The following is a 23,754-nucleotide window of genomic DNA, read 5'->3' as shown; positions in this document are numbered from 1 at the left end:
CGTAGGTAATAAACCATCCTTAGGCGGGGTCGATTATATCAAATCAAATCGTGTGTTGTTGAACTTTAAACGTCGTTATCCAAATCTTCTTCGGATTCTTCGTCGATTGCAACGACCGGAACAACTCCGTTCTCCTGATCAAGCTTGCGCTGTGCACGTCGGTTCAGTTTTTCCTGAGCCTTGTACTTCTTTTCCATCTCGCGTTGTCGCTTGGCGAAGGTATTTTGGTTTTTTGCGATAGTCTCTCTCCAAAAAGGGATCGTTCTGTCGTGCTGCTTTAACCCCGTGGATTAAAGCAAATTGCTTCATTTTTCCTGGTTTACACCGCCGCGAAGCGGACATTTGTGCCAAACCTAGTTAATTTGCTTTGCGCGTTGTTTGCGTCTTGGGCGACGACTTCCTTGGCTGCCCGCCGCGGCGTCATGCGAACTGCCGCGATTGGCTCGACCGCCACCACGGTACGGTGCACGACGTGCCCCGCCGCCCTGTTTTGGTTTGGCGGCATTTGGATCGCGGGGTTGCTGAGGCGGTTGATTCGGAGCCAGCGGTAGTTTCATACCGATAAATTTCTCGATTTCCCGCAGCTCGCCTCGCTCGGCATCACTACAAAACGAAATCGCGACCCCTTCGGCACCCGCTCGCCCGGTTCGCCCGATGCGGTGCACATAACTTTCGGGTTCGTTGGGGATGTCGTGATTGACCACATGTGTGACGCCATCAATGTCGATGCCCCGAGCCGCAACATCCGTAGCCACGAGGACTTGGACCTTATTGCGACGGAACGCTTCGAGTGCACGTTGGCGAGCACTTTGCGATTTGTTGCCGTGAATGGCGACCGCTTTAAATCCGTTGCGATCCAATTTTTCAGCTAAAACGTTTGCGCCACGCTTGGTGCGGGTAAAGACAATCGCCCGATTGGCTTTCTCGTCGACCAAAATCTTTTCCAACAACTTTAACTTTCCGCCCTTTTCGACGAAGTAAAGCTGCTGCGCAATTCGCTCAACGCTGGTCGATTTCGGGGTCACATTCACGGTCACCGGATCACGCAGCAAACTTTGCGAAAGGTCCGTGATTTTTGGTGGCATCGTCGCCGAGAAAAACAGCGATTGGCGACGCTGCGGCAATTCGCTGATGATGCGGCGAAGTGCAGGCAAAAAGCCCATATCGAGCATGCGGTCGGCTTCGTCGAGCACGAACATTTCAAGCTGGCGAAGGTCAATGTGGCCTTGGTCCATCAAGTCAATCAAGCGGCCCGGAGTGGCTACCAAAATATGGGCTCCCCGATTCAGGGCGCGGACTTGGTTGCCTTGGCTAACGCCACCGTAAACCAGCACTTGGCGCAAACGGAGATGCTTGCCGTAGGTGGCAAAGCTTTCGCCAATTTGAATAGCAAGTTCACGCGTCGGAGCGAGGACGAGGACCAACGGTCGGTTGGGAGCCGCTTTGCGATGCTCGCCACCGATCTGATTTAAAATCGGCAAGGCAAAGGCTGCGGTTTTTCCGGTTCCCGTTTGAGCACATCCCAGGACATCGCGTCCTTCGAGTGCCGCAGGAATGGTTTGAGCTTGGATGGGGGTTGGCGTGGTGTACTTCTCGTCGGAAATTGCACGTTTCAGGGGAGCAATCAAATCGAGTTCGTCAAATGTCTTCAAAAAAGTTTTCCTAGGAAGATTGTTTTGGGGATCCATCGACGCCTCACTGCCTACCCACACATTGCGGAACAGGCTCGACCCACGCTTGGCATTCAATGCAACCGCGTCAGTCTAAAATGGGGGGATGGAGTAATCGTTGTGTTAGAATCCGCAAGCCCTGCATCCGCTTTTCCGATAGGAACGCGAGCGCACCGACAATTGGAATCGTTTAACCGTCCGTAAGGACGATAACTCTGGACAAACAAGAAAGTCACAGAATCCGGAGCGTCGAATCGTCGACGCCGGCAGCTTTCCAGAGCGGTTAACACAACCGATAGTTGGCAGCAATATTGTGCGGCGAATGTGCCGGCACCCATTTTACGGGGTAGCAAGAGGGTCCAACTCTGCAATCAGAAATCCCGTTTGGCCGAAAAACGCTTCCGTTTCAAGTGAGACTCCCGGAATAAAAAACCCCGCTCTCACTCGAAAAATCCGCGTTACTCGCTTATTTTCGACCATCATCCCCAGAAAATCAGTACGAAATGCTGGGGCTTCTCTGCGAAGTGTACTCACCTAGCACAGTTAAGCCAAGTGACAATCCAAAGATTCTCGGTGCATAATAGATGCACGCAAAGGGATCCTAGGGCTTATGACACTATTTTATTACGACTATCTGTTCCAAGAACACGAGACCGGCGAGCATCCCGAGAATCCGGGACGGTTGGCTGCGGTGATGCGGCGACTGAACTTTCTCGGGCTCGATGCCCTTTGCCACCGCCCGGCGTGGGAACCCGCGTCGATGGAACAGCTGAGGCTTGTCCATACCGCCGACCATATTCAAGCGGTTCGCAGCCTATCCGAACGCGGGGGGGGAGCGGTCGATGAAGACACGGTCGTCAGCCGGCGGTCCTATGATGCCGCGACGCTTGGCGCCGGTGCCGTCGCCGACGCCGTGCAGCGTGTGGTCGCCGGCGAAGACAAGACCGCGTTCTGCCTGATCCGTCCGCCCGGCCACCATGCCACCGCCGATCAAGCGATGGGATTCTGTTTGTTTAACAACATCGCGATCGGTGCGCGAATCGCCACCCAAACGATGGGGCTCGAACATGTCATGATCGTCGACTTTGACGTTCACCACGGCAACGGCACCCAAGATATCTTTTATGCCGACCCGCGTGTCAGCTTTGTTTCGATGCACCGATCTCCGCTTTATCCTTACAGCGGAAGGGAAGACGAAACAGGTATCGGGGAAGCGTCAGGCATGACGGTCAATCTGCCGATCACGTTTGGCACCTCTGCTGAAGTTCAACGCCAAAGGTTTCGCGATGCCATGATGAGTCTCGCCGAAAAAAACGCACCCCAATTGCTGTTGGTCAGCGCAGGTTTTGACAGCCATCGACTCGACCCAATCGGATCGCTCGGTTTGTCGAGCGAAGACTTTACCCTGATCACCCAAGACATTGTTTCGGTTGCTAAACAATACACCGGCGGACGAATCGTCAGCGTTCTCGAAGGAGGCTACAACCCGCACGCGTTAGCCGAAAGCGTCAGCAATCACCTCGAAACATTGCTCGAAGAGAGCTAGGTATTGCAGTCGCGGCACGCCAAACCGGTTACAGATCTTTCTTGGCGACCACGACGTCTGCGGCGATCATGCGATTAAGAATAAAGCCTCGCTTGGAAAACATCTCCAGCATACGACGGTTTTGAGGAGCGATCTCGGCGACGATTCGCTTCCATTTCATTTGTTGGCTGATCTGCAAACAGTAATCCATTAATGCGGCGCCAAGTCCGTGCCCCTGCCACGCATCACCCACCAAAATTGCAAATTCAGCTTCGTGATGATCGGCATCGGCCACCAACCGTCCCACCCCGGCTAGCATTTTGCGTCCGTCTTGCTCAATCTCGGCGACAATCGCAATTTCGCGATCGTAATCATTAAAGCAATAGCGTGACGCCAATTCATGCGTTGCCGAGCGAAACATGTAGCGAAAACGCATCTGGATCGACTCGGCCGAACAACGGGCGATCAATTCGCACCACATCGGTTCATCTTCGGGCTGAATCGCTCGCATCAACACCTCCGTGCCATCAACAAGCTGCAGGGGACGCGTGAATTGAGTCGGGTAGGGGCAAATTGCGAGATGCGAATAGGGAGCGGGAGGATGCAAGACGGCTTCTCGCTGAAATGCAATTCTCGCATCCAACGCAAGCACTTCGTCGGGCGTTGCCAACAATGGATTGATATCCATTTCCATGATCTCAGGGGCATCGGCAACTAAATAGCTAATCCGCATCAAGACCTCGATCAAGCGGTCCAGATCGACGGGAGCTTGACCGCGATAGGCCCCCAGCAACGGCCAAGCACGTAGCGACTCGAGCATCCTCCGCGCCAATCGTTCGCTTAGCGGCGGTAATTCAAAGGTGCGGTCCCACAACAATTCGGTCGCGGTTCCTCCTAACCCTACCATTAACACGCTGCCAAACACCGGACCTCGCTTGGCCCCGACAAAAAGCTCTCGTCCCCACGGGGCAACCATCATTCGCTGAACCGTGACTCCATCGATTCTCGCATCGGGACGCTTTTGCTTGGCTTGCAACATGATCTGGTCATACGCCTTGGCTGCGGCATTGCGATCAATCAAGTTGAGAGCCACTCCGCCGACATCGGTTTTATGCACAATCGATGGAGAGTGAATTTTCATCACTACCGGATATCCGATCTGATCAGCGATCTGAAGTGCCGCTGCCTGATCCGCCGCAGGTAACGATTGACAGACCGGGATTCCATAGGCATCGAGTAGCGATTTGGAATCCAGTTCGGACAGCGTTTCATAGTCATTCGAATCGCGGTCACTGGCCGCAACGCGTTGACGAAAAATCGTATGCAACTGATCTCGATCGACCTGAAATTCGATTGGCACCGAACGAGGGGTCTCGTACAACATGCTTCGATTGCGAGCGTACTGGACCAAATACATGAACGAGGCAACCGCTTTTTCGGGTGTCGCGTAGGAGGGCACTCCGGCTTGGCTGAACCGCTCGATTCCCGCTTGCACCCGGACTCCGCCCATCCAAGACGTGAGCACCGGTTTTCGTGACCGATTCGCCGCTTCGATCACGGCGTCTGCGGTTTCCAGCGGCTGTGTCCAGATCTGCGGCGACAACACGACCAACACGCCGTCGACGTTTTTGTCGGCCAGCGCGATCGCCACGGCGTCGCCGAAACGTGATGCGTCGGCATCACTGAGAACATCGATTGGATTTCCGTGCGACCACGCCGCAGGAAGCAAACCATCAAGTTTCTCGAGACTCGCCTCGCTCAATTCCGCCAGCGTACCGTTGCGTTGTAGTAGCGCGTCGGTTGCCATCACGCCGGGGCCCCCCGCGTTGGTGACAATCGCAAGCCGGGGACCTGCGGGAGCTTCTTGGCCAGCCAACAACTCGGCACAGTCAAACAGATCCGCAAGCTCGCTGACACGGACAGCCCCGGCGCGTGTCAACGCAGCTTCGTATGCATTATCTAGTCCGATCATTGCACCGGTGTGCGTTGCAGCTGCTTTTTCCGACGCCCCAAAACGCCCTGCCTTGTAAACAATGATCGGTTTGCTACGAGTAAATGCGCGAGCCGCAGACATGAATTGGCGAGCGTGTGGAATCGATTCCACATACAAGATGATCGAATCGGTCCAGCGGTCTTGGGCGAAATAGTCGATCAGGTCGGCGACACCGACATCGAGCATATTGCCGATCGAGACGAAATGGGAAAACCCAATCCCCTCGCGGGCCGCCCAATCCAAAACCGAAGCACAGAGGGCGCCCGATTGAGAAATGAACGCAACCCGTCCCCGCGTGGCAACGTCCGCCGCAAAGCTAGCGTTCAGTTGATGGTAGGGCGACATCAGCCCGAGCGAATTAGGACCGATGATTCGCAACCCCTCAAAACGTTTGGCGGTTTTGCGGATCTCCGCTTCGATCTGCTCGCCCTGGCTGCCCACTTCGCGGAAACCGGCCGACAGGATCACCACGGCTAGCACCCCCGCCTCGCCACATTGCCGCACCACGTTGGGCACGCTGGCTGCAGGAGTACAGATGATGGCGAGATCGATCGGGGAACCACTGACGTCAATCTCAGCCAGTGATGGATAACAACGATATCCCTCTAGCTCGCTGTAATGTGCATTGACGGGATAGATGTCCCCAGCAAATCCTCCGGCGACCAAATTCCGCAACGCTCGCTGCCCAACACTTTCCTCGCGGTTGCTGGCGCCGATGACGGCAACCTTTTTGGGCTTGAAGATTTTCGCGAGATTACGCGTCGGCATCTGAAAGGCTCCTTGCCGTGGGGAAGCAGCGAACCAGCAGCAGGACCAGCAGGACCTACGACAACGTCACCGCGTCCGCTCAATGAGACTCGGTTTAGTGTAGCAAACAAGCCAGGTTCCCGCAGCCAACGCAGCCCCATGGCGGCAACCCTATGACGCCACCCCCAACGAAAAACAGCGTGCGGCTCATTGCGAGCCGCACGCTGATGTGCATTCAATTAGATGACGGATCGGTGATCACCATGGGGTGGTCACCTCTGTCGAGGGCAGGGAGCTTAGCGACGTCCGCCGCCGCCACCACCACTGCGTCCACGACCGCCGCCTCCTCCGCCGCCGCTTCCGCCACGACGTCGACGTGGGCGATCTTCATCGCTGCCGCCACGGTCTTCACCGCCACGCTCTTCGTCATCGCCTTCGACTGCGGATGCCAATTCATCTTCTTCGCCAAGTTCTTCCAACGCACGGCGTCGGCTCAGCTTCACGCGATCGTGCTCATCGACATCGATGACCAACACCTTCATCGGATCGCCAACGGCAACGACCTTGTCGATGCTGCTGATGTAACCGGTGCTGATTTCGCTGATGTGACACAGTCCGTCACGCCCTGGCAGGATTTCGACGAATGCACCAAAGTCCTTGATGCTGCTGACAACGCCGTCATAGATCTTGCCGATCTGGACGGTTGCCGTGCAAGCTTCGACTTGACGCATCGCTTCGGCAGCCGACTCTTTGTTCGAACTTGCGACCAAAACGGTTCCGTCGTCGTCCACTTCGATCACACATCCAGTGGTTTCTTGGATGCCGCGGATGTTCTTTCCGCCAGGACCGATCAGAGCACCGATCTTGTCCGGAGCGATCTTGGTGCGAAGCAAACGAGGTGCGGTGGACGAGATCTCGCGTCGAGGACGTTGGATCGTGGTCAACATCTTGCGAAGGATCTCGATACGAGCTTCGCGAGATTGCTTCAACGTTGCACGAATCACGTCATCGCCGATGCCCGTGACCTTCAAGTCAAGCTGGATGCCGGTGATCCCGTTCTGAGTCCCCGCAATCTTGAAGTCCATGTCGCCGAAGTGATCTTCGGTACCGAGGATGTCGGTCAACAAGACCCAATTGTCAGGCGAGCTTTGCACCAAGCCGATCGAAATACCCGCAACAGGGTTGCTGATCGGAACGCCTGCAGCCATCAAGCCAAGGGTCGCTCCACAAACCGAAGCCATCGAGCTACTTCCGTTGGACTCCAAAATGTCGCTGATGACACGGATCGTGTAGGGGAAGTCTTCGGCGGCTGGCAGGACTGGGGCAACGCTTCGTTCTGCCAAACAGCCGTGACCGATTTCGCGACGTCCAGGGCCACGAATTGGGCGACATTCGCCAACCGAGAACGATGGGAAGTTATAGTCCAGCATGAATTTCTTGCTGTACTCTTCTTGCAAACCATCCACACGTTGCTCGTCACGCGCAGTTCCCAGCGTGATCGTGATCAACGCCTGAGTCTCGCCACGTTGGAACAATGCCGAACCGTGAACGCGAGGCAACAAGTCGGTTTCACAGTAGATTTGACGCAAGCTATTGTTGTCACGTCCGTCGGGGCGAGTGCCGGCGAGGATCAAATCGCGAACGACCTTTTCTTCCAAGTCGTGCCAAACCGATTTGAAGCGGTTAACGCAGATGGCGCCGTCGGCCTTAGGATCAGGAATCACTTCGCCCATCGCGCGGTCACGCAGATTGCGAACCGCTTCGGCGCGATCTTGCTTGCCCGAAGTTTGTTGGGCGGCACGGAAATCGTCGTAGTAGGCGTCGTTCAGACGTTGGAACAATCCATCGTCTTCGGCCGCAACGTACTCTTTCTTCTTAGGATTGACCTTCTTGTAAAGTTCGTCTTGCAGTTCGATAATTTCACGAATCACATCATGGGCAAAATTAATTGCTTCCATCATGTCGTCTTCGGCCATTTCATTGGCGAAGCCTTCAATCATCGCAACCTTGTCACGCGAACCGCTGACAATCATGTCGAGTTCGCTCGACTCGAGGTCTTCGAAGGTTGGGAAGGCAACTAGTTTGCCGTCCACTTTACCAACGCGGACCGAAGCCACAGGACCTTGGAAAGGCAGTTCGCTGATGTGCAGTGCAACACCGGCACCGTTCATCGCCAACACGTCGCCGTCGTTTTGCATGTCGCTGGCGACAACAAACGCCTGCACTTGAACTTCGTCTTTGTAGCCCGCAGGCCAAAGAGGACGGATCGGGCGATCCATCAAACGAGCACTGAGGGTTTCTTTGGTGCTCGGACGGCCTTCTCGCTTCAGAAAACCACCAGGAAATTTACCAGCCGCGGCCAAACGCTCGCGGTAATCACACATCAGGGGAAAGAAATCGAGACCAGGACGCGGATCGCTCGATGCCGCAGCAACGAGGACCGAAGTCTCACCATACTGAACCATCACACTTCCGGCAGCCTGCTTCGCTAATTGGCCGGTCTCGAACGACAACACGCTGTGTCCGATTTTCTTTTCAACTCTAATTTTATTCACAGTCACTTTGGAAACCTTCCTTCCACCTACATTCAATTACAACAACAAGAGATCGCTCGAACCGCGCTTGCGGATCCCATCAACGGGACCCCCTCAAATAGGGAGCGGAGCAATTCAAACAAAGGGGTGCGGCTTGCCGGGTTAGAAAGAGAGGGGGTGAGGGCAGGCAGTCTAGCCGTTGGCCCAGGCGAACCCCCATCTCGGTCAGCGCACGGCGCTACCGCCGTCTACCGCACGGAGCGCGAAAAAGAGAGAAAAGAATCTCGGCTCGCCACCAGAGGGCGAGCGGAGTTGTTTGCCAACCATCGCACCAATGCGGCGTCTTTGTGGGCTATTTACGGATGCCCAACTTACCGATGATATCGAGGTACCGCTGCGGGTCCTCGCCTCGCACGTAATCCAGCAGACGCCGACGGCGACTCACCAAACCCAACAATCCACGCCGTGAAGCGTAATCTTTGCGATGGGTTCGCATGTGTTCCGTCAAACCATTAATACGCTCGGTTAGGATCGCAATTTGAACTTCCGGCGAGCCAGTGTCATCGTTGGCTTTTCCGTGTTCCTTAATGACTTCGGACTTACGTTCTTTCGAAATCGTCATTCGTATTACTTTTCGCTTCGTTTCAGTACGTTTGTTTTGTACAGTCTTTTCTTACAGACTTCGACAATTTACCAGCAGTTTCTACAAGCGGGGTAGTTTAGCGGTCCGCGCCAAACACGCAACGCCAAATTGCCCCCTGGCCAAGAAAAGAAACCACCGATTTCTCATTTTGCGGCCTACAGTACCACTGCGGATTAGTGGGCTCCTTCCAGCCACAGACCCCTTCGCCCCCCCTTTGCCCCGGAAAAAGGCTGACGTCCGGACAAAAGGCTCGAAAAATTTCGGGCAGATCAGGCTGCAGCTCACATCACCTCGATGCAAATAACCAATCTGCCGACGATTCCGCCAACTCGTGCTTGCTAGCTAACCAAGCAAACCCTGCATCCCCTGACGTCCCTCTGCCATTGAAGACGGCCGATTTAGTTATCCGCCTTGCTACTCAGCGGGTCGTCTCGATACTCAGCGGGCCGACTTGGAGGGAACGGGCGGAATGGGTGCGTCCACGTTTCCGGCATCGTTTTCCGACTGACGTACGCCCACCGGCATGGTCTCCACAGACCCCACCCCACTCATCTTGGGGGCGTCGTCTTGAGCCGGCGAACCTTTGCCGTAGAACCGCCAATGTTTCTCTAAAATCAATCGCGCTCCGCGGCGGAACGAAATGAACGACCATGTCCAGCTGAGGATCACGAACAAGCGATTTCGGAACCCGGTCAAGAAATAAATGTGGACCACCAACCACGCCAACCATGCCGGGAAGCCGGTCAAGCGATACTTGCCAACTTCGGCAATCGCCCGGCTACGGCCGATCGTGGCCATCTGGCCTTTATCGACATAATGAAACTCAGGCCTCGGTTTTTGATCCAATTCACAGCGAATGACCTTGGCAAAGTGACGTCCTTGCTGCATTGCCACCGGCGCGATGCCAGGCAAAGGACGCTCGTTGTCGCCTGTAAAACTACACAAATCGCCTGCCACAAAGACTTCGGGGTGCTGGGCAATCGAAAGGTCTTTTTGTACTTGGATGCGTCCTTGGCGGTCCCGCTGGAATCCGTCTTGGTTGCCGATTTCGGACGCTTGCACCCCCGCAGCCCATAACACGGTAGCGGCGTTAATTCGGTCCCCCGACACATCCACTCCGTTTTCATCGATCCGCGTCACTCGACTGTCCGTCCAAGTTTGGACACCTAGCGATTCCAGATCACGCATCGCTCGGCTGGCCAGTGTTTCCGAGAACATCGGCAAAATCCGCGGTCCTGCTTCGATCAAGATGATGCGTGCGAGTTTGGAATCGACGTTGCGGAAATCGCGAGCCAATGTGAAACGGCTCATCTCGCCGATCGCTCCGGCCAACTCGACGCCCGTCGGCCCAGCCCCGACGACGACAAACGTCAACTGTTTGCGACGCTCGTCCAAATCTTTCGTCAATTCCGCCTTTTCAAATGCTTCCAAAACGCGGCGGCGAATCTCCGTAGCCTGCTCGAGCGTCTTGAGTCCTGGGGCATTCGCTTCCCACTCGTTGTGCCCGAAATAGCTGTGCTGCGCCCCACAGGCGACCAGCAGGTAATCGTAGCTGACCTTGCCAAACGTCGCAGTCACGGTCCGCTCGTCCAATTGGATCGCGTCGACTCGGCCACACAACACGCGAACATTCGTTTCTTTCGACAAAATGCTCCGCAGGGGGGCGGCGATATCCGCAGGACTCAACCCCGCCATCGCCACCTGATACAGCAGCGGCTGAAACAAATGATGGTTACGACGGTCAATCAACGTGACCGAGACGCGATTTTCTCGGCCTAATGCCTTGGCCGCATTCAAACCGGCGAATCCACCTCCGATAATCACCACATGTTTCAACGATTCATTCATCCCATTTTCCAACGTTTATTTGCAGATCTCGACACCTCCATAATACGAACGACGAAGGCGACGGCGAGGGGAGATTCCCAGTGCGGTGCACGGCTGCCCCACGCACCGCCCCGTCCGGCGTGACTAATGGGAGATCGTCGGCCGTTGGCAGGGAGGATGAGACGCAACAATCCGATTCCTTCCTCTCGTCGCGATTACTTGTCGGCACGATCGTCCACCCCATGACGCGGAATGTCGATTCGGAACCCAGTTTACGCGTGGGCGTGACTGCCCAGTTTACGCGTGGGCGTGACTGAACGAGGGCGGATCGCTGGCGGGGAAGCTCTCGTCGGACGCCTCGTCGATCATCTCTTCCTCGTGGGCGTGCACCGCTGCAGCGTGAGTCGGCTCCGCGGCCGCGTGAGTCGGCAGCGTGCCTGCGTCCGTCGGCACCTCATCGCCTCGCTGCTGCTGCCACTGCACTGCGATCTCGGCCGCCTCGGCCGTTCTTCGCAGCAGGCCAGGATAGCGATCGGGCGGGTCTTGGTTGGCAAACGTCTCCGCTTGGCGGGCAAATTTCTCCGCATCCTCCTCCGACACCGCGATCGCTCTCGCACATCGTCTGAGGTCCTCACAGAGTATCTGCCACTGGGATTTCACAAATGGATCATTCATCATTGCACCTTCGGGTTGCTTTTCGTGTCAAAAAGTCGACCATCGAAGTCGTTCCCACTGAAACAGTGCAAGTTTGATGCCGCTATCGCTACGTTCCGCCCGACAACGACAACGACAACTTACAAACTTACGCAAACCGATTTGGTTTGCAGATAGTTCTCCAACACCGCATGCCCCATCTCGCGGCCCCAACCCGACTGCTTGTAACCGCCAAACGGCAACGCTGCATCAAACACACTGTAGCAATTAATCCACACCGAACCGGCTTTGACCGCTTTGGCAAACCGATGTGCCTTGGAAATGTCACGCGTCCAAATGCCTGCCGCCAATCCATACGCGGTGTTATTGGCTTGACCGACGAGTTCGGCCTCATCGCTAAACGGCATTGCCGCAACGACGGGTCCAAAAATCTCTTCACGCACCACCGACATCTCATCCGATGCGTTTTTCAGCACCGTGGGCTGAACAAAATAACCGGGACGATCCAGTGCCGCACCGCCTGCGGAGGCTTCGGCCCCTTCGGCCACACCGGCTTTCAAAAAGCCCGTCACACGATCGAATTGTTCTCGCGATACAAGCGGGCCCATTTGAGTCGATGCGTCAAAGCCGCTGCCGACTTTCAAGTTCTTTGCAATCTCGCTAACGCCAGCGACCACCTCGTCGTAGACGCCTTTTTGCACAAACAGCCTTGACCCTGCGCTGCAAACCTCGCCTTGGTTAAAGAAAATGGCATCGGCGGCACCGGCGATCGCAGAATCAAGATCAGCATCGTCATAGATCACATTGGGACTTTTGCCACCAAGCTCGAGACTGACGCGTTTCAAATTGCCAGTGGCCGCATTGATGATCAACTTGCCGACTTCGGTGGATCCCGTGAACGCGACCTTGTCGATTTGGTCATGCGATGCGATCGCGGCTCCGGCCGTTTCACCAAAGCCCGTAACGATATTGACGACGCCGTCCGGCACTCCTGCTTCGACGATCAATTCGCCCAATCGCAACGCCGAGAGCGGTGTCTGCTCGGCAGGCTTTAGGATTACAGTGCAACCGGTCGTTAACGCCGGAGCCAATTTCCAGGCGGCCATCAGCAGCGGGAAATTCCAGGGAATGATCTGGCCGACCACTCCGACAGGTTCTCGCAATGTGAACGCATGAAACTCGGCGCCGGGCGCATAGGGCAAGCTGATTGGTATCGTGTTGCCTTCGATCTTGGTGGCCCAGCCTGCCATGTAGCGAAACATGTCGGCCGCCAATGCGACATCCGCTGCCTTGGCCACGGCGAATGGTTTGCCGTTGTCGAGCGTTTCAATCTGCGCCAACTCGTCGGCGTGTTCTTCGATCAGTTCACCGATTTTCCAGATCAAACGCGAACGCTCTGATCCGCCCATTTTGGACCATGGGCCTTGGTCGAACGCCTTTCTCGCAGCGACGACCGCCAGCTCGACATCAGCCGCTTCCCCCTCGGCGGCTTGAGCAACGACCTGATCGGTGGCCGGATCGTAAACGTCGAATGTTTTACCGCTTTTAGCCTCGACCCATTTGCCGCCAATCAACATTTTCTTGGGCGAACTCAGGAACGACTGTAGCGACTCGGGAACGGGTGAGTTTGTTGCGACGGACATCGGACACTCCTTCGAGATTTGGACTGGACAGTAGTCTTAGTTTTGGAGACGCAATTTGATTTTCGGGCACAGTCGTAGCGAAAGTCGCAGAGACTTTTGGCAATTCACGTGCAAGCCGAAACTCTCCGCGAGTTTCGCTACCTAACACGAAGCAGCCCCCATTTACCTGCTTGCGAGATAAAAGCATTCTCTACTTCTATTGAATGCCAAGCATGAACGCCTGACAAGTGTTTTTACATACTCTCACTTCTCGCCGCGGCGCCGGAACTCCGCTATCGCTGCGGTCTAGCCTACGACTCGCCCTTATCCTTCTTCGCCCTTCGCTTGGCTTCTAGCAGACGCTCGGTATAACTCGGCCCCGCCGATTCCGACTTGGGCTCGGCAATCGATTTCGCTTCACTACGCGGGCCGCTGATCGATGACGTATCGACGGGTGTCCCCTCCATTTCTGTCGGCTCGAACCGGACGCTGGCACGCCGCCGCTCAAGCGAATCGCCAAGTGAGTCCTTACTCTTTTGTAGTGCATCAAGCCGCGCGGTCACGCTGGCATCGCGATCTTGTTTTTGCCCTCGCATGCGATCGACCGCACGTCCGATCCAGTCCAAATTGATTGCCACTCGGCGAACGAACACATCACCGAGAAACAGTCCACAGCTTGCCAACACGAACCAAGGCCAGACATCTCGAAAACTTCTGGCCAGTGCCAAACCGCCACGAAAAGCGTTGGTGTCGACCAACGACTCACTGAGCTGATTCTCCAGCGGCGGTGTCACTTCGCCTGGTTTACCGCCACGGGGTGTCAGTGCCGCCAATGATTCCATTAACGCTCGATTGGTTTCTCGCACGCGGAATTCGTCGCTGTAGGGAACTGTCACACCGGTGGTCAGTGGTGACGCTCCCGGTCCTGGAACCACGTTGACAAAATAGCTGCCGGTTTCGTCCGCTGGAAATGATCCGACGTAACGGCCGGGCGCGGTTTGTCGCATTCGCAGCGGCACCGGTTTTAAACTCGGATCGAGCGCCGAGGCGTTCATATCCAAAAAGTTCAGAAACGAATCGTCTTGATCCAAAGCATTCACGACCACTTGGACCTCGCCATCACGGACCTGAGTCGCGATCGAAAATTTCCCTGTGTCCCCCGTCGGCCGCATCAACCAACGGACCAATTGTGCATAAAACTTGTCATAGCCTGGCCACTCAGTCCAATCGGCGGCCCAACGTGCTCCCGCATCGGTGGTCATCACTGCGGTGCGTCCCAGTCCGTACGTCCAGACCGCTAACACCGTGGCGTTTTCGGGTGAATCGGGCTTCGGCGATTGGATCAGGACTTGGGCCAGCGGGCTGTCTTTGGTCTGTGTCAACACAAAGCCATTGATATTCGGCAGCACACGATCGACGCCCTCGAGCATCGCGTGGGGGAAAATGACTTGCGGGTTCGCCCCCCCAGGCGGTTCGTAGACCAACGGCCGTGACACGCGACGAGCTTCTCGCTGAAAGATTCGCGGCAGCGCTTTTCCGCTGGCGGCTTGATAGTACTTGCCCCCGGTGTCTTGCGCGATTTTGCGCAACCGCGCACTCTCGGTCAAACCATGCGACGCGACCGCCACAGTGCTGATCGTGATGTTATTGGTTTTAAACGAGCTGATGGTACCGGGTGACGGGTCGCTTGGGTCGCCATCGCTGATGATGATACAGTGTTTGGTTGAAGCGGGGGTGCGAGTCAAACCGGCCACGGCCATTCGCATCGCGGGATCAAATTGTGGCATATCACCTGGGGTCATCCGTCCGATCGCGGTCAACATCGCCTTACGATTCGGGCCCACTTCGAGCAGTCCGTTGCGACCGCCCCACAGCCACGCGTCCCCCGACATGGTCCAGTGCAAAACGCCAGCGTAATCGGCGGGCCCAAGCTGTTCCACGGCTGCCCGCGCGATCACTTTTTGCCAATGGTTGCCTTCGGCCATCTCGCTGGCGTGCATGATACACGCCAATGCTCCGACAGCTTGAATTTTGGTATTTTTGATTTTGAAATCAACCGGCATCGCTTTTTCCAGCTCGGTGCCCGACCACCCGCCTGCCCCAAACGCCTCGGGACCGCCGATCATCAGCAACCCCGCGCCGAGCTGCTGCGTGTTGCGAACGAGCATGTCGATTTGTTCGTCGGTGAAGGACGAAATCTGTTCGCTGCTATCGCCCGAGGCTCGTGGCACGCCGGCCAAGATCACAGCATCATACGCTTGCAGTTCTGCCAGCGACCCGAATAATTCGTCACTTGGTTGCTGGACGACTTCGATATTCGCATCCCGCAGCGCGTCGACCATCAAATCAAAATCGCCGATATGCGATTTGTCTTCGATCATCAACACCCGCCCTTTGCCACGGACGTAGGTATACGCCGTCGCACTATTGTTTTGGCGAATACCGTCATCGTCGGCCGCGTCGGGAACAAATTCGGCTTCGTAGGTGTAACCCGCCGGTTGCTCGATTTGATGGCGAAGCGGGAAGACATTTTTCCCGTCATCGAGCGTCACCGATTGTTCCAACAGCAACGACTCTTGGCCACCAACACGCTGCTTGACTCGCAATTTCCCTTCGACCGGTTCGCTGCTTCCCGCATCGGAATAATTGCTAACCACGATCCGCGCCTCAAACGGCTGTCCTTTGCGGATGTTATCGGGCAGGTCGATCTTTTCGACCAACACTTCACTTTTGGTATCGATGATCACGGGAACCACATCGATTCCGATACCGGCTTGGGCCGCACGTGCGGCCAACTTGCGAGCTTGCCCGATGTTCTCGTTGCCATCGGTGACAATCACAATGCGTCGTGACGTATCTTCGGGCATCGACGCCTGGGCCAGATTCAGCGCCGATTCTAAATTGGTCGCATCGGTGCGATCACGCAAACTTTCCAGCCGACGCAGCGGAGGAATATCGTCGTCAAATGGCGGGATCTCGATCGATGCATCGCGTCCAAAGACGACAATCCCTGCACGGTCTTCGCGAGTGCCGTCACGATGCCGACGGACGTTGCGGATCACATAATCCAGCATCACTTGGCGTTTGACTCGTGGGATACTTTCGCTTTGGTCCAACAAGTACATCACGGTCACGCGATCGCTGACCCAAACCAATTGCACTCCGGCAAGCGCCAACACGATGCCGGTCCAAACGACGGTGCGAAACAGCAAAGCGAAGCCGCGGCGAAACCGCCCCAACGCTCCGAGCGACCGATATCCGTACCACCACAACAGTGGCAAAAACAGTAGCAACCACAAGTAGCCGGGCTGGTCAAAACCGAGTCGCGTGGGAAGCATCATGAGCAGTTTATCAACCAAAGGTGTGGGATAGGCTTCCAGCCTGTCATCCGTAGCAACGCCATTCCGCCGTCACTCTACACAATTGTTTCCGGATCACGGTAATAAACCGAGGCAAAGAAGACGGAGGCAATGCCCACTATACCAAATCCCAGGATGAAAACCGAGATTGCGATACTTGGCATCCCCAGCACATCGGTCTTGTCGGCCGGTGCCAAACAGACCGCCACCACGCTGATCACATTGTTGACAAAATGGGCCAGCATGGCAGGAAACAGCGACCCGCTTTTCCACGACAAAAACCCCAAATAGACGCCCAGCGGAAAGACGGCAACGATGTGAACAAAGTCCATATGGAAGGCGGCAAATAAAAACGACGAAACCAAAATGCCGGCAAGCGGGCCGAACGATTTAGCCAATCGAGTTTGCACATAACCGCGAAACAAGATTTCTTCGCAGAGCGCCGGAGTCGCTCCGATCAACAGTGCGATTGGAATCAAAAAACCGTTGTTTCCGTGGAACCGAAACGCCTCGCTCATCACTTTCAAACTTTCGCTCTCTTCCATAAAGCCGCCGACGACCAGTGACGAAATCAATCCCACCAGCGGCGTCGCTAAAGCGGCAGCGAACCAGACCCAGACGGGCCAGCGACCACGGACCAACGACAACCGCTTGCGTGTTTCCACAGGCGACAGCAGCGACGCAAACAACGACGGAACAATCATCGCTAATTGCGGAATCAAGATGATCATCACGATTCCGATTCGCGACTTCATCACGTCGCCCAACGCATTGGGATCCGAGACCAATTGAGGGTTGAAACCGCCATGAACGATCAAAAACGCGAGCACCGAGGTCAGCATGCTGACGAACAAAAAGACGCCAAGCGAGGCTGCGACCACGGCGATGGTGGTCCACCAGCGGAAACGCTCGGGCGACAAGTCAATCGAACTGTGCAGCGGGGGAGCAAGCTCATCCACGGTGGAAACAGGATGTGACGCACGCGGCAACGCCGCAGCATACGGGTTGGCCGGCTCGAGCGGTTGTGCTTCAGAAGCGGGCAAATGGTGCTGCGATTCGGTATCGCGGCTTACACTGGCATCCGAGTCGGGGGGGTGAGATTGATCGTCTTCAGGCGGACGAGGATCCATGGTGAAACATTCCTAGAGATCGCACGCAGGAAACGGCGGCAACACGAGACTTCATTGGCCGCCGTATTGCGTGATGGGCTTTGGGCGAGCCCGTAGTGTACGCGACAAACCGGTCGTCGGGTATTCACGACGTTTTCGATGGCGTCGACGAAATCTTCACACCCCTGATGCTTGAAAAGAAGTTTAAAAAAGTGAAAGTAGCGAACGGTATCCTGTCGGCAGAAATGGCTTAGAATCAGAAAACCAAATGCGAGTCTCCTGCGTGGAGCCTCGCGTCCCTAAAAGACGACAAAGGGTCGTACAGAAAGACGTTAGCGGACCCTCGATTAATGATGTTCTCATCAACGCTCGCACTGATCGACATGCGTGGCAATTTAATTGCCGCTGCAATCGTGTTGGTGATTGGCGTCGTTGTGTTCCGGCTTGTTCGCCCGCCATCTGCAACGACCTCGTCGCGTCGTTGGCTGCCGATGGTTGCCTTCGTTTCTGGTCCCATTGTCGCGTTTCTCTCGACAATCGCTGACGTATTGTGGATTCAACCGGAGATGTATCTTGACTTCGCTGAATACCTCGAAACATGGACTCGCGTGCTCTTCATCGGCGTTATCGGAGGCGCGGTTGGCGCTTTCGCTTTTTGGGTTGGCGACCGTATCACGCTTCATCGCATCCGCTAACTTTCTAGGTTTTGGCGTTAGCAAGGGACAAGCCTGAACCCAATTCCAAGCTCAAGGCAACTTCAACCACTTCAATGGTTTGAGCCAATTGTCGCTGGCTTGAGTCGACGAAGCTAGACGGTCTACGGATCCAGTGCAGTTCGGATCATCGCAATAATCGCGGACTCGGACTCGCTGACTCGTCCGTCGCCGGAGACAACGTTGGCGATCGCGACCAGCAAGGACTCGATCGATGACGGCGGAGCTTGCGACATCCTTTGCACCGCGGATTCAAATTCACCCCAGCTCAATTCGGCCGTGGGCAAACGCGATGTATCAGCGAAGCGCAACTGCGACCAACCTCGCATGAACTCGTAATCCGCCATGCCATCGTCGCCATCACAGACCGCCAACACAGACAAGATAATCCGCGAGTATCCGGCCACCTCGTGCGGCGGGACGAACGCCGACGCAACTTCGGGTTGATTCGGCTCGACCGCTAGCACGATCATCCACAGCGACGCGTGACACGCCCAGTCGTGATCGCCCAGACGACCACGACACTGCTCTGCTGCCAAGCGAAGTTGCCTCCGTTCCTTGGGCGACATCATTTCGGCGTCGCTGCAAAGCTGTGCCAACCATGCGATCTGAGTCGCCGCGTCTGCTTCGCGAATTGTCTTTAACCAGGCGGGGTCACACGCTGAAGTCGACTGCTGTGGCTCGAGACCGACTAACATCGGAATCGAAATCGCAAAGGTCTCTGGACGAAACAATGTCGTCACCACCGCTGGGGGTTCGGCAAGCATTGCGACCGCGGCACCACCCCCATACGTATCTGCAACCGCGGGCTGCGGCGAACTTGGCGTCAACGGTTCGGGCATGCCATCATCCGCGACGTCATCCCCAAACAGCAATTCCATCACAGCTACTGTTTGGGGCGCATGATCTTCACGTCGCCGCTTCGTGACCGGTTCGCGATAAATCGGCGTCGCATCGCCAAGCGGATCGAGAGCGAACAACCGCGTTTCTATCGGCGGATGCGTGGCGTACCAACACGGCTTGTCGTGGTAGTCCACAAACAACATGGGTGCAACGATGGTCGTCTGCGGATGCAGCAATTGCCCACGTTGCGGGTGCCCGACGATGCGGCGCAGCGCCTTGGCCATCGCGGCGGGATTACGTGTCTTTTGCACGGCTTCGGCATCCGCTAATGTTTCGCGTGATCGTGTGATCGCCGACGTCAACATCGCGGCGGCGAAGGCACCGGCCAATCCAAATGGCCAAATCGTGATCGCGACTAACATCCACACGTATCCCCATGAAGCTCCCTTTTCGTTGGATTCGCTGGTTTGGTGACCGACGCGGAACATCCATTGGGCAAATAGTCGAACGGAATTGAGTCCGTATAAAATCGCCGTCAACTGAGTTCCCAGTCGTGTGTCGCCTTGCGTCAAATGACTGAACTCGTGCGCAATCACTCCTTGCAGTTCTTCACGCGGCAGATGCTTGATTGCCCCAGCAGTGACACACAGGATACTGTCATCGGTGGTCAAACCCGCGGCGAAGACATTGATTCCAGGTTCATGCTCGAGCACGACAATGGCTGGAGGGGTGGTTGCGAATGCGATCGCCATTTCCTCAACCACATTGACCAATTTTCGTTCGTCGACGGACCGTGGTTGATTGATATGCCGGCCCCCCAGTGCCAAGCCGATTGCCCAGCCGCCTTCGTGGACGATCCGCCGCCGCTCGTAGAAAGTCGCCGCCAAGATCCCAAGACTGCTTAGTGAAATGCCAAACAGCGAGGTGTACCAAAACACGATCGCCGGATCGACACAGCGAGTGTCGGGGGTCGTGGGTTGCTCGAACGCGTGGACAAACCGCGTCAGGATTTCTTGAGTATTGCGATGACGCCGCGAATACCTTGACGACGATTCGGTAACGGACGACTGAAATACGGATCGCGGCGGCTGCTTGCTGGCATCCACGGTGGCTGCCACATACACCACGGGGAACATCAATAAATAGCCTACCGCCATGCCGGTCGCGACCGCGGTTAAACCTTGTGCCAACAATACGAACGCATAGAACCGCGAACTGCTGCGACGCGCACGCGTTTGTCGCGATAGAAAATCAAACATCGATCGTCTTTCTCATTTCGATTCCAAGCAGACCGCATCCCATCACCGGAGCTCCCTCGATGACGCTTCGAGCCGGGATAAACGTATCACTTCCTATCCACGCGACGGGTTGCAAAGCTGATGCGAGACATGGCGACGCATTACTCGATGCATTGCGGATTCACGGCATTGCGAATTCACGGCTCAAGGCGGTAAGGTCCTACGCACCGACAAGTTCAAATTTAGGCACATGTTGGATCTCGACTTGGTCGTGGAATTGCAACAACTCCACGTTCTCTGAAAATCCTACCAACGACGAAAACGCAACCGTGGGGAATGTTTGTCGGCGGATGTTAAAGCGAGTCGCCAAGTCGTTGTACAATTGCCGAGCGTACGAGATCCGGTTTTCGGTACTGGTTAATTCTTCGGTCAATTGAGCGATCGACTCGTTCGCCTTCAGCTCGGGATAGGACTCGATCACCATCGACAAACGGCCCATCGCACTGCCGAGTGCTCCTTCGGATGCTGCCCATGATTTGACGGCACCCGCGTCGGTGAGGTTGTTTTGCAGACCACTCAGTTTCGAGGAAGCTTGTTGGCGAGCCGCAATCACCGCTTCGAGTGTTTCCCGTTCGTGCGTCAAGTAGGCTCGTGCCGCTTCGACCAACGAAGGAATCAAATCGTAGCGGCGTTTCAATTGAACTTCGATCTGGGCAAAGCTGTTTCGCGTTTCTTCGAACGACGCCAGCAAGACATTGTAGATGCGAGCAACGAAGATCGCGGCAGCAAACAGCAGCCCTGCAGCAAGACCGACAACAACAGCATTGATCATAACAAGAACTCGGGGTGTGATGACTTGAAGTGATGGGTGAAGCTCAATTGCCGGATCGCGTTTTCCGGCGGCAATACAGAGCTCGACAAAGTCATTCTTTCCGCGAGCCCGATGCGAAAGCCTAGGTTCAAAGCCCACTGGACTGGGGCGTGAAGCGTTTCAAAAAGCTTGGCTCGATCCGCAAAAGTGTTGCGATTCGGGGTGCTGGTTCGGTTGTTCGGGTTGTGCGGGGGCGAACCTGGGGGGAGGGAACGCACACGCGGGCGTGGTCAGGAGATCGACTTAGAGCGATACGCGGCGAGCCCTCCCCGGAAATCTCGCCGAAGGCTCGATTGCCGACCCTCTCCACGCGAGCTGGGAGGGTGAAGCAAGTTGATGCGACGGCAAACTAAAAAACGGCACGACTGTTTAGGACGTTAGGAACAATCAGAGACTGCTGAAATAAAATCCGGCGTTGGGCAAGCGTACTGTCACCTCTCCCAAACGCAGGTTTGGGAGAGGTCGAGCAGAGCCCACAGCGATGCTCGGGTGAGGGCCGACCGAGCAAGTCGAGGCCTAAAGGGCCCGTTCGACCTCTCCCAGCTTCGCCGGGAGAGGTGACTCGCTACAGCTACCGCGGTCGCGGTGAAAGCGGGCATCATGACAGGCATTTGAAATAGACTACTTCAGCATTCTCAATCAATCGGGGGCGGTAGTGGACGAGGAAAATGCCGCCAGCTATTCTTTTGACGGCTTGGGTGCTAGGTGAATTGGCCGTGCAGGAACCATTGGGGTTGGTCCCTCGAGGAGATGTCACGATAAATCCACCACCATGTGCCACAGTCAGTTTCGACGCGGTAGTAGTCGCGGCGGACCGCAGGGCCGCTCCACCAACGAGTCTCGATTCGCTCGGGCCCCCAATACCCCACAACCCGAGTCTCGCGGCCACGCAACCGAAACGACTCGGGAACTTGCGTGGATGTCACCGGAACGACCGGCGAGAGCGGTTGAGGTGGATCGAGGATCGTCAGCGGCCGACGCAGCGCTTGCTCGGGCGAAGGCGTGCGATAACGCGAAGCGGAACGATGCGAATTCGTGAGCGACGATGGCGATGAATTTATTGAACGCTTCGAAACTCGCCGCGATTTGACAGGTTGACCCGTCATCGGCAGTGCTCGATGAGCGTTCTCGGGCAACGGATCGTCATTCAGTTTTACCCGCAACACCGCATCGCGACCGAGCCGGCCACTCAGCTTGTCAACAAAACGCGAGACCGCGGTTCCGCCCAAGGTGTGCGAATCCACCGGCCCCTCACTCAACAGCGACACCTGCACACTACGCAAGGGGCCGGTCAGCGCGACCGACAAACTCAATCGAGTCACGTCGTGCCGCAGTGACAAATTCTCGAACCGCATTGCCACCAGCGAACTGAGATGCTTGACATCTTGGCTAGGAGCAAACAAGCCGATCTCGATGTGCTTGGAAGGAGGCTTTGAGAAATCGAGATTGCAAAGCAAACGCAGGGCTCCGAGTTTACGTTTCGCTAACCCGGACTTGGCCTGCTGCAATAGCCCCTCCATGCGGTGAAGCAGAATTGGCAAATCGCGTGTCGGATACTCCAGTTCGTGCGAGTACGTTAATTCGTCGGGAGCAAGGTCGGTGACCAGCGGCTCATCAATTTCACCAATCGCTTGACTGATCCGCTGGACCAGCGGTTTGCCTAGCCGCGTGGCTAAACCGCCACGCGGCAGCCGCAACAATTGGTCGACCCGCTCGACCCCAAGCCGGTGCAAGGTCATTGTGGTTTCGCGAGCCAACCGCAGCGATTCGATCGGAAACGATGCAATCGCGGCGGTCGGCTCGTCGGTGGTCTGGGCTTCGTATTGACCAAAATGAGCGATCGCCCAGGCGGCAGCCAAGTTCGGAGCGATCGCGATGCGGGCGTGTAGCGGAACGTCAAGGTGACAGGTCAGCAAATTTTGCACGGCGGCGATCAGCCCATGCTCATCGCCAAACAAATGCTCGACTCCGGTGATATCACACAACAACGATTCGGGTTGATGACGCGGGAAACCGGCCCAAGGTTGATCGTCGAGTGTTTCGATCGCGACTCGGGGTGTGATCGATTGTTGAATTTGGTAGCTGAGCTGTTTGAGCATTTCACGATCAATGAACGGATCGTGGGGCCGTATGTCGGCAGCGACGGTGTGGGGCGAAGCTTTTTCGCTTGAGGATTGGTGATGCTGTAACAGCGGCGTCGTCTCGACCAACGGCATCGCGAGGCGAACCCCCAACATCGATGCGCGAGGGCAACAGGCGACGACGATGCGTCCGCGACGAGGATCGTCAGCCCACAACAGCGTGGGAGCGTTCGTTGTAATCGCGGAGCGATCAACGACATTGGACGTTTTGATCGCGGAGCGATCTGGGACTTTGGGGTCCTTAGCCGGCTCGGTGTTGGCGGCT

The 23,754-nt window shown here is 56.1% G+C and carries 15 protein-coding genes; 2 read left to right on the top strand and 13 right to left on the bottom strand.

What is annotated here, in order from left to right; translation table 11 throughout:
* Positions 1 to 65 precede the first annotated feature (65 nt).
* Positions 66 to 197, bottom strand: coding sequence for a hypothetical protein (locus tag ABX962_RS02670; RefSeq protein ID WP_339941552.1), 132 nt, complete (start codon positions 195 to 197; stop codon positions 66 to 68).
* A 156-nt stretch (positions 198 to 353) separates the two neighbouring features.
* The gene (locus ABX962_RS02665; protein ID WP_372716360.1) at positions 354 to 1,652 is read right to left on the bottom strand and encodes a DEAD/DEAH box helicase; all 1,299 of its coding nucleotides are present in this window, start codon (positions 1,650 to 1,652) and stop codon (positions 354 to 356) included.
* A 628-nt stretch (positions 1,653 to 2,280) separates the two neighbouring features.
* Here ABX962_RS02665 and ABX962_RS02660 point away from each other — a divergent pair.
* A complete protein-coding gene (locus tag ABX962_RS02660) occupies positions 2,281 to 3,216 on the top strand; it encodes a histone deacetylase (RefSeq protein WP_372716358.1) in 936 nt (311 codons plus the stop codon).
* 28 nt (positions 3,217 to 3,244) lie between these two features.
* Here the strand turns inward: ABX962_RS02660 and ABX962_RS02655 are convergent, their stop codons facing one another.
* The 8 genes from ABX962_RS02655 to ABX962_RS02620 form a co-directional block, all read right to left on the bottom strand.
* Complete coding sequence (locus ABX962_RS02655) at positions 3,245 to 5,956, bottom strand: GNAT family N-acetyltransferase (protein WP_372716356.1); 2,712 nt, start codon at positions 5,954 to 5,956, stop codon at positions 3,245 to 3,247.
* A gap of 275 nt (positions 5,957 to 6,231) precedes the next feature.
* Entirely contained in the window at positions 6,232 to 8,496 is a 2,265-nt protein-coding gene (gene pnp, locus ABX962_RS02650) for a polyribonucleotide nucleotidyltransferase (RefSeq protein ID WP_372716354.1), read from the bottom strand.
* A gap of 325 nt (positions 8,497 to 8,821) precedes the next feature.
* Positions 8,822 to 9,091 (bottom strand): 30S ribosomal protein S15, encoded by a 270-nt coding sequence (rpsO, locus tag ABX962_RS02645; RefSeq protein ID WP_339941540.1) that lies wholly within the window; start codon positions 9,089 to 9,091, stop codon positions 8,822 to 8,824.
* A 459-nt stretch (positions 9,092 to 9,550) separates the two neighbouring features.
* On the bottom strand, positions 9,551 to 10,960 hold the full coding sequence (locus ABX962_RS02640; protein ID WP_372716352.1) for an NAD(P)/FAD-dependent oxidoreductase: 1,410 nt from the start codon (positions 10,958 to 10,960) through the stop codon (positions 9,551 to 9,553).
* Between the two features lie 276 nt (positions 10,961 to 11,236).
* Positions 11,237 to 11,617 (bottom strand): hypothetical protein, encoded by a 381-nt coding sequence (locus tag ABX962_RS02635; RefSeq protein WP_372716350.1) that lies wholly within the window; start codon positions 11,615 to 11,617, stop codon positions 11,237 to 11,239.
* A 116-nt stretch (positions 11,618 to 11,733) separates the two neighbouring features.
* Positions 11,734 to 13,236 carry an aldehyde dehydrogenase family protein gene (locus ABX962_RS02630; protein WP_372716348.1) on the bottom strand — a complete coding sequence of 501 codons (1,503 nt, stop codon included), beginning with the start codon at positions 13,234 to 13,236 and terminating at the stop codon, positions 11,734 to 11,736.
* Positions 13,237 to 13,526: 290 nt separating this feature from the next.
* Positions 13,527 to 16,556, bottom strand: a complete 3,030-nt coding sequence (locus ABX962_RS02625) for a VWA domain-containing protein (RefSeq protein WP_372716346.1) — start codon at positions 16,554 to 16,556, stop codon at positions 13,527 to 13,529.
* 74 nt (positions 16,557 to 16,630) lie between these two features.
* Positions 16,631 to 17,704, bottom strand: a complete 1,074-nt coding sequence (locus ABX962_RS02620; protein ID WP_372716344.1) for a type II CAAX prenyl endopeptidase Rce1 family protein — start codon at positions 17,702 to 17,704, stop codon at positions 16,631 to 16,633.
* Between the two features lie 329 nt (positions 17,705 to 18,033).
* Here ABX962_RS02620 and ABX962_RS02615 point away from each other — a divergent pair, with 329 nt between their 5' ends.
* Positions 18,034 to 18,378: a hypothetical protein gene (locus tag ABX962_RS02615; RefSeq protein ID WP_372716342.1), complete on the top strand. Its 345-nt coding sequence runs from the start codon at positions 18,034 to 18,036 to the stop codon at positions 18,376 to 18,378.
* A gap of 122 nt (positions 18,379 to 18,500) precedes the next feature.
* On the opposite strand, the gene ABX962_RS02610 is transcribed toward ABX962_RS02615, so the two are convergent.
* From ABX962_RS02610 to ABX962_RS02600, 3 genes are all read right to left on the bottom strand, one after another.
* The gene (locus tag ABX962_RS02610) at positions 18,501 to 20,498 is read right to left on the bottom strand and encodes a M48 family metalloprotease (RefSeq protein ID WP_372716340.1); all 1,998 of its coding nucleotides are present in this window, start codon (positions 20,496 to 20,498) and stop codon (positions 18,501 to 18,503) included.
* Positions 20,499 to 20,697: 199 nt separating this feature from the next.
* Positions 20,698 to 21,309, bottom strand: a complete 612-nt coding sequence (locus ABX962_RS02605) for a LemA family protein (protein WP_372716338.1) — start codon at positions 21,307 to 21,309, stop codon at positions 20,698 to 20,700.
* 740 nt (positions 21,310 to 22,049) lie between these two features.
* A partial coding sequence (locus tag ABX962_RS02600; RefSeq protein ID WP_372716336.1) for a DNA polymerase Y family protein occupies positions 22,050 to 23,754 on the bottom strand: 1,705 nt, incomplete at its 5' end.

The sequence above is a fragment of the Novipirellula sp. genome (genome assembly GCF_041583735.1).
GTDB lineage: Bacteria > Planctomycetota > Planctomycetia > Pirellulales > Pirellulaceae > Novipirellula.
The sequence above is the reverse complement of the archived record's forward strand: the minus strand, read 5'-3'. Positions and strand labels throughout refer to the sequence as shown.

Bases quoted from the DNA above. Each gene is read 5' to 3' on its own strand.
- ABX962_RS02615 (WP_372716342.1), top strand. From the start codon at position 18,034: ATGATGTTCTCATCAACGCTCGCACTGATCGACATGCGTGGCAATTTA.
- ABX962_RS02605 (WP_372716338.1), bottom strand. From the start codon at position 21,309: ATGATCAATGCTGTTGTTGTCGGTCTTGCTGCAGGGCTGCTGTTTGCT.
- ABX962_RS02625 (WP_372716346.1), bottom strand. From the start codon at position 16,556: ATGATGCTTCCCACGCGACTCGGTTTTGACCAGCCCGGCTACTTGTGG.
- rpsO (WP_339941540.1), bottom strand. From the start codon at position 9,091: ATGACGATTTCGAAAGAACGTAAGTCCGAAGTCATTAAGGAACACGGA.
- ABX962_RS02670 (WP_339941552.1), bottom strand. From the start codon at position 197: ATGGAAAAGAAGTACAAGGCTCAGGAAAAACTGAACCGACGTGCACAG.
- ABX962_RS02630 (WP_372716348.1), bottom strand. From the start codon at position 13,236: ATGTCCGTCGCAACAAACTCACCCGTTCCCGAGTCGCTACAGTCGTTC.
- ABX962_RS02640 (WP_372716352.1), bottom strand. From the start codon at position 10,960: ATGAATGAATCGTTGAAACATGTGGTGATTATCGGAGGTGGATTCGCC.
- ABX962_RS02620 (WP_372716344.1), bottom strand. From the start codon at position 17,704: ATGGATCCTCGTCCGCCTGAAGACGATCAATCTCACCCCCCCGACTCG.
- ABX962_RS02635 (WP_372716350.1), bottom strand. From the start codon at position 11,617: ATGATGAATGATCCATTTGTGAAATCCCAGTGGCAGATACTCTGTGAG.
- ABX962_RS02660 (WP_372716358.1), top strand. From the start codon at position 2,281: ATGACACTATTTTATTACGACTATCTGTTCCAAGAACACGAGACCGGC.
- ABX962_RS02655 (WP_372716356.1), bottom strand. From the start codon at position 5,956: ATGCCGACGCGTAATCTCGCGAAAATCTTCAAGCCCAAAAAGGTTGCC.
- ABX962_RS02610 (WP_372716340.1), bottom strand. From the start codon at position 20,498: ATGTTTGATTTTCTATCGCGACAAACGCGTGCGCGTCGCAGCAGTTCG.